Here is a 12145-nt window from a genome sequence, read left to right on the forward strand (position 1 = left end):
CAGAAAGTCCTAGTTTACTTCCATTATACCATTTTAAATGTGAGAAATTGATGGCGGAAAGTCTATAAAACTTTATCGCTGAGCAAGATATCACATTGTAGTCACATTGTTTATGGTAAAATGGGAGCAAGCAGATAATGGAGGTTGGCACAGTGATTTCATTTTACAAAGTCGTAGTGTTCATACATATATTTTCAGCTATACTGGGAATGGGGCCAGGATTTATTTTAACGACTGTGGTCAAATCGGGAAAAACAATGACCGAATTAAGACATTCATATAAAATTAGGCATAAATTACATATATTTGTGATGGTTGGCGGCACGCTTTTACTTGTCACAGGTTTGACCATGGGTATTTTAAATCCCGTCCTATTTCGTATGGGATGGTATGTAACGAGCCTTGTACTCTTTTTGGCAGCGCTCGCAATTGGCCCTCTGGTCCTTTCGCCAAGGTCAAAACCGGTTAAAGAACTATTGGCCGCCCATAAAGGTGAAGATATTCCTGAAGAGTATTGGCAATTATCAAAGGTTTTGTTTCAATTCGAAAACCTTGAAAATGTAATTTTTCTAATCATCATTGCTCTTATGATTCTAAAACCATTTTAGCAACAGAAGGTATGGCATATAATCTGCCATACCTTTTACCATTTCGATAAACACCATGCAATAGTTGATGATCCGCATTCCACATAACTGACATATGTTATAATAAACCTAACAAGAGTACAAAATTGACGGGAGGCAATAGGAAAATGAATAAAGAATTGATGATGCCAACGGAAATTTCCATTAAGAATAAAAAGCATGCCATAAAAGGACAGGTCATTCGAGCGGCCATTTTTGCCAGAAGTAAGGTAATTGAGGTTGTAACCGGAGAAAGTGAAAAATACTATCTAATTTACTATAAAAACTCACTTGTTTTCGGAGCTATACTTGATCAAATAGAAGAAGGCACATTTATTCATAAAGCGCTGCTTGAAGGCATTGTCATAGAATCTTCTAATCCCATCTTAACCGCCTTAATCCCTCAGCAATTCGTTTCTTTACCAAATAAACATAAACTTTTCTCCCAATTACAGCTTCATTTTTCTTTACAGGAAGTAGCCTACATTACCACAACTCTCGATTCTTTTTTCGAAAAAGCATGGATAATCGAAATGATTGATAAGATTTTCTTTCACCTTAGAAGAAACGGGAAATTTATGAAAGCCTATCAGGTTATCCGAATTTTATGCGATTTTGCACCTTCCTTAACATCTGCCAAGGAACGACTGGATTCACACGAATTCAATTCCTACCACAACTTTTACCATTCCTTAGACTACCCAACCATTTTTCAAAAGGATCCCTTCTTTGTAGAATTAAACTGTTTCAAAAATCGATCTTCTTCAAATGAACGAATGATCTTAGAAGACATCTTATGTAAACAAGATCATTTAACTGCGTTATTACTATGGCTGGAACATGTGAATCGGCCTCAAGACCTTCAAACCATTAAGAAGTATACGGATATTGCGACCGACTTTATCCCTATGGAGGAATGGATGCTCATTTTAGGTATGGTAAACATCAATCCGTTCCGAGTGTTACCTGATTCAAAAGTGATTTTGGAAAAGATGATTCAAGAAGGAAATGTTGAGCAAGCAGCCATATGCCTATTCAAATTTATTCACGATCTGCCGTCTTCCTATGATGATACCCTCGAAATCATTTGGGAAAAGTGCGATGCCAATTTCGTTTTATCACACTTTGACGAATTTGCTCCTTTGTTGGCACACCTCTCCCACACGGAAAATACCAAGCAATTGGAAGATAAGATTTTTCACTTGGCGGTCAATATGCTTAACGAACATGATCTTTCAGAGGTTCACAATAAACTTTTAGCTATTGGGAGGCTTTATCCGGTATCTGAGGTGCTGAAAAAAATTAATGAAATGGTTGAATTAGTGGAAGATCCTGATCGCATGATGGAATTAGGTGATTACTATGCGGAATTTAAACAATTCGATAAGGCCATTGACTGCTTCTACTGGGAAATGGAACTTCAGCCACAAAATCCTTCACCAGTACGAAAAATCAGCAAAATGTACCAAAGTAAAGGATTACCAAAAGAAGCCGCCGCCTATCAAAAAATCTATGACCAACTAAAAAGCAACAAAGAAACAGGTTAATAAGGTGATAAAAGGGAAAGGGTGTCAGGCACCATGTGGTGCCTGACACCCTTTCTCATGTTTCAATTATTTCTATATTAATAAATTAGTTTTATTGGACATGGGGTTGGGGGTTTTGCCAATGCAATTTGATTTGGATTTCATATTTTAGTAGTAAGAGGAATTTTATTTAGGGAGGTGGTTGTTTTGCATAATCGAAGGAGAAAAAGTCCTTTTGCATTGTGTATTTTTCCGGGGTATCGATGGTGTGGTCCTGGCTGCAGTGGGCCAGGGGCACCTATTAATGATGTAGATGCCTGCTGCCAGAGACATGATCGCTGCCTTAGTCGGGGAATCTCCCCTTGTCAGTGTGATGCAGAATTTATCGAGTGTCTACGTGTGAGGAAAAATAGATTTACGGATAAAGGAAGAAAAGCGGCGTTAATGCATGACTTTATGAAGGTAAAGACAACATTTACATGTGGCGGTCAGCATCGACGATATTGAAAAAGAAAGAAGGGTCAACCTTCTTTCTTTTTCGCTAATTCTATTCTGTCTTTGGTTCCCGGGGGTTGCTCAAGCCAGTTGTTCTTGATCATAATGTCAGCACCGCTTTTAGCAAATTGGGCAATTTCAATTGATAAACGTTCATAATTCAAGGCTAAATCTGTTCTTTGGCTTGCAGCGGCAGCCGTTGCATAATTCCCTGTCCCAGAGGCACTTAAGAGCGACATATGAAACATAAGCAATTTATCAGAAAAGGTTTGGCTGGTTGAATGGCTAATTGATAAATCAGGTAAATTGGGCGTTTCAATATTGTTATCTAGTAAGGTAGATACAAATATTTGAATGTGTTTTTGTGAAATTTCTTTTCCTCTTAGCATAAATTCTTGTACTTCTTTAGTGGGAGAGGTTTGCGCGAAGGCAAGACATAATTTCACCCCAATCGCATTGGTCACGGTATTCATATACAAATGAGATATTTCAACGGCATTTAAAGGACGTTTTTTGCTAAAAGGATTTAAACCACTTAAATATTTTTTGCTATCAACATAATCGGTTTCTTTCGGAACTTCAATGTAAGGGTGCCTTGCAACTACCCCCTTTTGAAGTCCAATATCCAATGCTTGATTATATAGTGTGGTTATTTTTTTTAACTCCTCTGTAAAATAAGCACGAATGTCAGTCCGCGTACTCATAGCAAGAAATCCGCCATACGCAAGCATTCCGACTTTTGCCATATGATTTACATAGGATAAACAAAACGTGTCTGTAAAGAGCCATGGAGCATTTACATTCACGTCACTATCAGTAAAACCGTTTGGATAAGCAAACTGTTCTTTTTCAAATAAAGTATGTAAAAAATTCAAGTGATCCGTTGAAATATTCAGTGCAAATTGAATTACAGGTTTTATATCGGTATCTTGGATATGGTTTATCATAAAAGTTAAGACACATTTGGACATACTGTCATTCAAATAGGCAGTCCACAGGCATGCGATCTCGGAAGATGTTAAGTGTACATGCTGGTGTTCCATATAGAATCCCTCCGGCTACCAAATTTTTGAGCCAATGTTATTATTTACACTTATTGGATTGGATATGCGAAAGGGCGAATACTTTGAAATCTTACTTGATATAGGTGATTATAGGAGTAAATCTACTTTTCGAGAGGGCGAATTTCATGTACTTTCTCTATTGGTTTCTTAAACTCGGCTGGCTGGTGTTGATTATATTTACTGGAAATATTTATTTAAGCAGCCTTGGCATTTGGTCCGTGGTCATTGGTATTGCACTATTTTTAGTAGGGAATTCACTGATTAATAAAAAAGTGGAACCCCTACTGAAAAAGAATTCTTGATTTAGATCACGGAACTTTCCCCCCTAAGCTTTTATAATGAGCTTAATTATCATAAACGGGGTGGTTTGAATGGAACTAATTATCGGCTCAAGCAATATGGCGGCATATTTAGAAGAAACCGAGATGATCGACTTCCATCATCCGGTTATTCGTGAAAAAATTGAAGAGCTTCGGCGGATTGGTAAAAACAAGCATGATTGTGCACAATTAGCGTTTCAGTTTGTCCGAGATGATATTCAGCATTCTTTTGACAAGGAGAGTACTAAAATTACCATCAGGGCTTCTGAAACACTCGAGCAAACAGAAGGGATTTGTTTTGCCAAATCACATTTACTTGCAGCCTTGTTAAGAGGAATGGGCATTCCCACAGGCTTTTGCTATCAGCGGGTAACACGGAGGGGAACACCTGAATCAGGATATGCACTGCACGGATTAAATGCTGTCTATTTTCATGAACTCTATACGTGGTTTCGAATTGATCCAAGAGGAAATAAGCCTGGGGTACAATCTGAATTTAGCATCAGTCCCGAAAGACTAGCCTACCCCATCCGAACGGAATTAGGAGAAGAGGATTATCCATATGTGTACAGCAAACCATTAGAATCTGTCATTTCGTCAATGAAGTATTCAACTGATTGCAAGGAGTTATTTTACAATCGTCCGGAAGCTATTGATTAAGGCAAATGAAAAGAGCTAGGACACACCTAGCTCTTTTAACTTATTGTGCCCCATTTCCTTCAGCAGAGTTATTTATTTCCCCATTCTGAGTAGTATCTTCTCCTTGATTTAATCGAGCTTTTTTTAAATCAAAATAGGCTTTAAAAATTTCATCAGCAATTTCTAAATTAGTATGTGTTTGATCAGTAGTTGACCAAGGAACAACAACGGATACGGCAATTTCAGGATTGTCGTATGGAGCATATCCTACAAACGTTACGTTCCATAGCATGGGGTGGCCGCCTAAAGGGCCATCGTATAATGCTTGTGCTGTTCCCGTTTTCCCTGCTATCTTATATTGTTTATTTTTGATGGACCCGTATCCGGTGCCCTGTGGATCGTTGACGACAAGTCTTAAGCCCTCTTGAACATGGTTAATCCAAGAGTCTTTCATATCAATTTTATTTAAGACTGTTGGTTTCATTTCTTCAAGGATAGGACCCAATTCATCAGCCTTATTAGTAGGCTTCCGAATTTCTTTTACGAGATGTGGCTGGACCCGAAAACCGCCATTGGCAATGGTTGAAATATACTGAACGAGTTGCAGTGGTGTATAGGTGTCATATTGCCCTATTGCATAGTCCAAAACTTTACCGGCATCTGGTGGTATTTGTCCACCGCCGTACCCAGTCTGTTCACCCGGTAGGTCAATGCCCGTCCTAACGCCTAATCCAAATTGAGCAAAGTTTTTTCGGAATGTATTGATGGCTGCGACTTTATCAATACTTAACGGGCCATTTGGAACGTACGTTTGTTGCCCGCCAAGCTTCATCGCTGTCAAGAACATATAGACGTTCGAAGATCTTTTTAACGCATATAAATCATTTATTGAGCCAAAACCAACTGTGTTCCATGATTTTTTTACTTGTGTACCTTTAAACTTTAATGGTTGGTCATATAGGCTTTGCCCTGGTACGATTGCCCCTGTTTGATACCCGGTTAATACGGTTGCGGCTTTTACAACAGATCCCATTGAATAAGAAGTAGTCATGTTTCCTAATGCAAAATCTCTAACTTCTGTTTTTTTCGTTTCATTATCTACTACATATTGTTTACCGGACATAGCGAGCATTTCTCCGGTTTTTGGATTCATAACGGAGACCAAGGTTCGATCGATATAAGGCTGGCCAACCCTGGCTTTCCCAAGCTTGTCTTGAATAATCTCATCAATCTTTTGTTGAAGTTCAATATCAACGGATAAAACTAAATCATTCCCTCTTTTTCCTTCTTGAAAAATTTGCGTTTCTAAGACATTCCCTGATTTATCGGTAATATTCTTTACCGTTTCTTTTTGACCTTGTAATACGTCATCATACTGTTGCTCGATATAACTCTTTCCCACACGATCATTACGGCTATACCCTTTCGCAAGCAAGTAATCTAGACTATCTTTTGGCAGCCCCTCTTTGGCACTGGTCACTTTGCCTAAAACAGAGCTTAATGGTCCGTTCCCATCTGCATTTTTCAAGACATAATCCCTGTCCCAATCTGTTGTGGTATCAACTCCTGGTAAGGAATCAAGATGTTCACTTACAACGGCATATTCTTCATCGGTAACATCTTTATTTTTGATAATATGAGGGGATAAGGCAGTTCCGCTGGCCATTTCACGAAAAATAGCCAATACCTCAAGTTCCTTTTGTGAAAAAGAATTTAGTTCTTCCTCCGTAATTCTTTCCCTGGTTAAATCATATATTTCTTTATCATACTCTTTCTTCTCTAACTCTTTCTTCTGTAGTCTTTCTTTATCCTTATTCGTTATTTTAGCAATAGCTAATTTGGGGTGCTTGATGATCCAAAAGTCTTGGCGATCTCTCTTTGTAATAGCCTTGAAATCATCCTCGGATTCTTTACTTATAAGGTCAGCTAGTTTAGCGGCAATGTCCAACATTTCATCCTGGGTAACCGAACCGGACCGAGTATAGGTAATAGCTTTCAATGGCTGATTTCCAACTACTAGCTTGCCATTCGTGTCAAATATTTTCCCACGCGGTACAGATGAATTCACGGGAACAATCTCCTTTTGGTCAATCTCCCGCTGATAATTTTCTCCAAAGACAATTTGCAACATCCCCAAACGAAGAATGAGCGTGGAAAATAATAGAAAGACAATAAAAAATAGTATGTTTATTCTTAATGGGGTATTTTCCTTTTTTTTCTTTTTCACTGTATTCAATCTGGACAAACCTCTCTACATAATAAAATTTTTATCTATAAACCTACTATAACGAAAGTACTATATTTTGGAAAGTTTCTTGTTCTGGTAAGATAAAGGAGATCTACAATAAAATGGAGGAGAAAATCTTGAACCTATTTCAAAAAGTATTGGAGCTTGATTTAGCGTACTTGGACACTTTTACGAGGCGAGAAACAACTTCCTGGGGCTATATTCTACATAATGAAGCCCAGCCAACTTACTATGATGCTAACCATGCACATATTCATGAAGCTCCACAAAATCCTAGGGCAGTGATTGAAGAAGTCATACAGTTTTATCAAGAAAGAAATATAATCCCTCGTTTTTATTTATATAATCTTGAAAAACTAGATTCGTTTATAAAAGAATTAGATTCTTACAAATTTGGTTTTGAGGAATTAGTCAGTCCGATCCAAATCTGGAACAAAGAAATTACTGAGTATAAAGGCAGGGAGCTTGTCACGATTGAAAAAGTAACAAATGAAAATTTTAATGAGGCATTAGAAATTGAATGCAGTATTAAAGAGTTTGGCGGAAGGGAGGTAAGGGAAAAGGCATTTCCAGAAGAGTTTAACCACCCGGCTTTTACTCATTATCTTCTTCGCTATGATGGGGAATCATGTGCAACGGCTTGTATATTTGAACATGGTGATCAAGCTCGAATGGAAAGCGTAGCAACGAAAGAGGAATTCAGAGGGAAAGGCTTGATAGGAGAGCTCATTTACTTCCTGCAGGCAGAAGTAAAGAGCAAGGGAATAGAGGATTTTTGGGTTTTTCCAATCAATGAGAAAATCGAAAAAGTCTATGCCAAATACGGTTTTCATACAACTGGGAAATTCATTACCGGCCATGCCTTTTTAGGTGGGAAAAGCATTAAAGAAATCCAGGAAGGCTAAGGTGGCAGCACCATATTTTGCTGTGCCACTGGGAGGACCAACGCTGTAAAGGGGATTGAGTGTTAGAAAAAAATCCTGTCATATCTTACTAGTTTTTTTGATATGACAGGACTTTTTTATTTCGTTCTTGGCATGATAAACCCATTTTCCACCTTATTAAATCCAATTTGCGGATAATATTCCATTGCAGTGGGTGCGGATAGCAGCAATAATGTGACTTCCTCGCCAATTTGTTCTTGAACCAATCGTACTAACTCTTTTCCAATACCCTTTTTTTGATAGTCTTTGTTCACGGCCAAATCTGATAAATAGCAACAATAGCTGAAATCTGTGACTGCTCTTGCAACGCCCACTAATGTTTGTTCATCCCATGCAGTAATAAGCAAATCAGCATGCTCAATCATTCGCTGCAGGCGAGGTAAATCATCAACAGGCCGTCTTATCCCGGACCTTTCGAACACATCAGATAATTCCTCCGCAGTAACAGCCGTCCCAATCCTAAAGTCAATTGATTTCCCATCTGAAAAATTCATCGTAAACATCATCCCTTCCACCATATTATCTATGATTATAGAAAATAACTGATATGCTCAAAAGGGTCAGATATAATGTAATTAACCATACCAGATGATTAAGGAGGGGAAAGAGTGTGGTAGAAATAACCATCAATATGGATTACGGGAGCGGGGAACCGTTATATATACAACTCTATAACTTTTTCAAAAAAGAGATTCAAACAGGAAAAATTGAACCTGGGGAAAGACTTCCGTCAAAAAGGAGACTAGCCCAACATCTGGGAATCAGCCAAAATACAGTTGAGACAGCTTATGAACAATTGCTGGCAGAGGGATATGCTGAAAGTGTGGAGAGAAAAGGAATCTATGTGAATAACCTTAATCGTGATTTGTTTATCCACTTTGAGGATTCCCCACAAACACAAAAAGAAATAAGTGAAGACAGCGTGCAATATAGAGTTGATTTTAGTCACGGTGCTGTCGCGTTGGAACATTTTCCTTATTCTGTTTGGCGAAAGTTAACCCTTCAAAGTCTTTACGAAGAAGAAAATTCTCATTTTTTAAATGGGGATTCACAAGGGGAATTGGCACTCCGAGAGGTGATTTCCAAATACTTGTATCAATCAAGGGGTGTAAGATGTAGCGCCGATCAAATTATCATTGGTGCCGGAACCCAATATTTAATTGGCTTGTTAACGATGATTATTGGGAGAGATAGGATTTATTCGATGGAGGATCCAGGGTTTCATCGCACTAGGGAAGTATTTAAAGATCAAGGGGTGACCTTAAAACCGATTTCACTCGATCAAGAAGGGATAGTCCTCAATCATTTAGCTGAAAGTAAGGCGAATATCACCTATGTTACCCCTTCACACCAATTTCCAAATGGAATGGTCATGCCGATTACAAGAAGAATGGAATTATTAAAATGGGCAGGGGAAAAGGACAGGTACATTATTGAGGACGACTATGATGGGGAATTTAGATATAAGGGAAAACCAATTCCCTCCATGCAAGGACTAGACAGGAACGGCAAAGTCATTTATTTAGGGACTTTCTCCAAATCCCTGATTCCTTCGATACGTATTAGTTTTATGGTCTTACCTACTAGCTTACTAGAAAAATATAATCAGCATTTTACTTTTTACAAACAGACTGTATCAAGGCTCCATCAACACACACTTTGGCAATTCATGATTAGTGGCCATTGGGAACGGCATTTAAATAAAATGAGAACCGTCTACCGTAAAAAGCAGACTGTATTGATTCAGTCCATTGAGAAATACCTGGGTCAAAAAGTAACGGTTATTGGGGATGAAGCGGGGTTACATATTCTATTAAACGTACAAAATCAAATGTCTGAAACGGAACTGATTGAAAGAGCTTTGGAAAAGAAAGTAAAGGTGCACCCAACCTCAGTTTATTATGCGAATCAGGATATTGGGCAAGAACCAATGATTTTATTAGGCTTTGGCGGTTTAACAGGGGATCAAATAGAGCTAGGGATACGATTATTAAAAGAAGCATGGGAGTTAGACTAAGTAGTGTAATTTGGCATGCAAATTAAGTTGGTGGAATATTCTTAAAAGAGTAAATGTCGTTATAATTGTGGAACATCATAGCAAATTTAAAAATGTTGCTTTGTGGAAATAAGAGGAAAATATGAATCTGTGTAGAAATAGTAAAAAGATTATTATATTTGAAAGGAAGATACTACTTGAAATTATCAATTATTAAAAGTGTCCAAACTAATAATTTTAACGATGACCTTTTGATACAAAAGATTACAGGATTGTGGAGGGAGGCTTCCAATCGACTTACCAAGCCAGACATGATTACTTACGGTGTGTATCATGAGTACAAGAGTGACTATAAAGGGGATTATACATTAAGCATTGCTATTGAAGAGAATAACAGCGTACCTTCATTAGAAATACCACATACCGCAAAATATGAAATCTTCCATGTGGATACAACAGAAGAACAAGGGATTATTAACACTTGGAAAAAGATATGGGAGCTTGAAAATGCAGGTACGTTGGAAAGAGCATACACATATGATTTTGAGAAATATTACCCGCAAGGAGAAATTGAGGTCCACATTGCGATTAAATAGTAATCTACCTCCATCGCAATTTTTTCGTGTCAACTTTGTAACCTTCTTTTGTCAGTAGGAATTTCCACAAAGTTACCTTTGATTCGTTTAGGGAGTGGTTAACGCACATTTTGCGCAAAGGGTGACTTTCTGTTTGAAGGAAAAATCACAGGCCTTCTGTTAAAGATTAGCCCTTCATAGTTAATTGATAAAAAATTCAAAAAAGCGGGAGGTAGAAACATGGCGACAATTGATTTACAGAAAAAAAGCGTTAAGGTTGTATTGGAAAAGAAAAACTTAGTAAAGGTAACAGCTAGAGTAGGACTAGTTCTAGATATCACAGGTTCCATGAGGAACTTTTATAAAAATGGTACTGTTCAAAAGGTTGTAGAGCGAATTTTAGCGATGGCTTCACTGTTTGATGATGATGGCGTATTAGATGTGTGGGTGTATGATAATGAGTTTTCGAGATTAAAGCCTGTTACCGAAAGAGACTTTGAAGGCTACGTGGATCGAATTATCCTTGAGGATGAATTAGTACATAAATTTGGCAGAAATGATGAACCGCCAGTGATGAAGGATGTATTAAAGAAGTATCTTGAAGAGGATCCATCCCTCGACCCAGCTTATATAGTTTTTATCAACGATGGCGGATGTAAGAAATCGATAAAGCCGCTCATTGAAAATTCAGCTAAATACCCAATATTTTGGCAGTTTGTTGGTATTGGAAATGGAAATTTTGACTTTTTGAGGAAATTGGATACTTTGGAAGGTAGAGTAGTAGATAATGCAAATTTCTTATATATTGAAGAAATAGATAAGATCTCTGATGATCAGCTCTATAATGCGTTATTAACCGAATTCCCTAGCTGGTTAGAGGAAGCAAAGCAAAAAGGAATTGTTCAAGCTAAAAAAACCGAGCAGAAATTATCTGCGCAGCAGGAGCCAAACAAGCAGGGCTTTTTTGGAAAGTTATTTGGTCGGTAACAGAAAACGAACTAGGATAAAAATACATGTAGAAGGGTGTTGTTGAAATGGCTGGTTCGAATACAAAAAAGGAGCTTCTCGGCTGGGGGAAATCATTATTTATTGCAGTGGGTATTGCTGTTATTATCCGAACATTTTTATTTTCACCCTATATTGTTGAAGGTGCATCGATGGAACCGACGTTACATAATCATGAGAAAATTTTAGTGAACAAAATGAGCTATGTGATGAGTTTAAATAGAGGTGACGTTGTTATTATTAAAGGTCCAGCCGTTAATTATGTAAAAAGAATCATAGGGATGCCAGGGGATAAGGTTGAAATGAAAGCTGACCAATTATTGATAAATGGTGAGCCCATTAAGGAATCCTACCTATCAGAAAATCGTAAGGCTGCCGAGGAAATGGGGAGTCTGTTAACAGGTGACTTTGGCCCAATCTTAGTCCCTGCAAATCATTATTTTGTAATGGGGGATAATCGCCTAAAAAGTATGGATAGCCGCAATGGTTTAGGCTTTATCAAGCAAACAGCCATTATAGGAGAAAGTGAATTTGTGGTCTTCCCTTTCTCGGATATTAGGAATGTAAAATAGCCGAGAAACGATGGATATATGCAAAAAAGTGGGAAGGCGGCCGATGCGGCCTATTTTTTTGCAAAAAAATAGATTGGTGTCAGCACCAATCAAATTATGGGAAGTTTTAAGAAATGAGCTCTTAAGAACTTATTT

General features: G+C 37.9%; 11 protein-coding genes. 8 read left to right on the forward strand and 3 right to left on the reverse strand.

The annotated features are described in order from the left end of the window. The first annotated feature begins 152 nt into the window (after nt 1–152). Together RCG19_RS13645 and RCG19_RS13650 are read left to right on the forward strand one after the other, a co-directional pair. A complete protein-coding gene (locus RCG19_RS13645) occupies nt 153–608 on the forward strand; it encodes a DUF2269 family protein (protein ID WP_308107595.1) in 456 nt (151 codons plus the stop codon). A 146-nt stretch (nt 609–754) separates the two neighbouring features. Then, nucleotides 755–2173: a tetratricopeptide repeat protein gene (locus RCG19_RS13650; RefSeq protein ID WP_308107596.1), complete on the forward strand. Its 1419-nt coding sequence runs from the start codon at nt 755–757 to the stop codon at nt 2171–2173. A gap of 500 nt (nt 2174–2673) precedes the next feature. Here the strand turns inward: RCG19_RS13650 and RCG19_RS13655 are convergent, their stop codons facing one another. Continuing rightward, nucleotides 2674–3690, reverse strand: a complete 1017-nt coding sequence (locus RCG19_RS13655; protein ID WP_308107597.1) for a DUF3231 family protein — start codon at nt 3688–3690, stop codon at nt 2674–2676. A 392-nt stretch (nt 3691–4082) separates the two neighbouring features. On the opposite strand from RCG19_RS13655, the gene RCG19_RS13660 reads away from it, so the two are divergent. Then, nucleotides 4083–4691, forward strand: coding sequence for a transglutaminase-like domain-containing protein (locus RCG19_RS13660; RefSeq protein WP_308107598.1), 609 nt, complete (start codon nt 4083–4085; stop codon nt 4689–4691). A gap of 40 nt (nt 4692–4731) precedes the next feature. Here the strand turns inward: RCG19_RS13660 and RCG19_RS13665 are convergent, their stop codons facing one another. Beyond that, on the reverse strand, nt 4732–6906 hold the full coding sequence (locus RCG19_RS13665) for a peptidoglycan D,D-transpeptidase FtsI family protein (RefSeq protein WP_374049547.1): 2175 nt from the start codon (nt 6904–6906) through the stop codon (nt 4732–4734). A 128-nt stretch (nt 6907–7034) separates the two neighbouring features. On the opposite strand from RCG19_RS13665, the gene RCG19_RS13670 reads away from it, so the two are divergent. Beyond that, a complete protein-coding gene (locus tag RCG19_RS13670) occupies nt 7035–7823 on the forward strand; it encodes a GNAT family N-acetyltransferase (protein WP_166242533.1) in 789 nt (262 codons plus the stop codon). Between the two features lie 116 nt (nt 7824–7939). Here the strand turns inward: RCG19_RS13670 and RCG19_RS13675 are convergent, their stop codons facing one another. After that, nucleotides 7940–8356 carry a GNAT family N-acetyltransferase gene (locus RCG19_RS13675; RefSeq protein WP_308107599.1) on the reverse strand — a complete coding sequence of 139 codons (417 nt, stop codon included), beginning with the start codon at nt 8354–8356 and terminating at the stop codon, nt 7940–7942. Between the two features lie 116 nt (nt 8357–8472). Between RCG19_RS13675 and RCG19_RS13680 the strand changes: the two genes are divergently transcribed. The 4 genes from RCG19_RS13680 (at nt 8473) to lepB (ending at nt 12010) form a co-directional block, all read left to right on the forward strand. Next, nucleotides 8473–9879: a MocR-like pyridoxine biosynthesis transcription factor PdxR gene (locus RCG19_RS13680; RefSeq protein ID WP_308107600.1), complete on the forward strand. Its 1407-nt coding sequence runs from the start codon at nt 8473–8475 to the stop codon at nt 9877–9879. A gap of 176 nt (nt 9880–10055) precedes the next feature. Next, the gene (locus tag RCG19_RS13685) at nt 10056–10454 is read left to right on the forward strand and encodes a GyrI-like domain-containing protein (protein WP_308107601.1); all 399 of its coding nucleotides are present in this window, start codon (nt 10056–10058) and stop codon (nt 10452–10454) included. 219 nt (nt 10455–10673) lie between these two features. Beyond that, nucleotides 10674–11420: a vWA domain-containing protein gene (locus tag RCG19_RS13690; RefSeq protein ID WP_308107602.1), complete on the forward strand. Its 747-nt coding sequence runs from the start codon at nt 10674–10676 to the stop codon at nt 11418–11420. 47 nt (nt 11421–11467) lie between these two features. Then, on the forward strand, nt 11468–12010 hold the full coding sequence (gene lepB, locus RCG19_RS13695; protein WP_308107603.1) for a signal peptidase I: 543 nt from the start codon (nt 11468–11470) through the stop codon (nt 12008–12010). The last annotated feature ends 135 nt before the right edge of the window (nt 12011–12145 follow it).

Source organism: Neobacillus sp. OS1-2, assembly GCF_030915505.1.
Classification (GTDB): domain Bacteria; phylum Bacillota; class Bacilli; order Bacillales; family Cytobacillaceae; genus Neobacillus.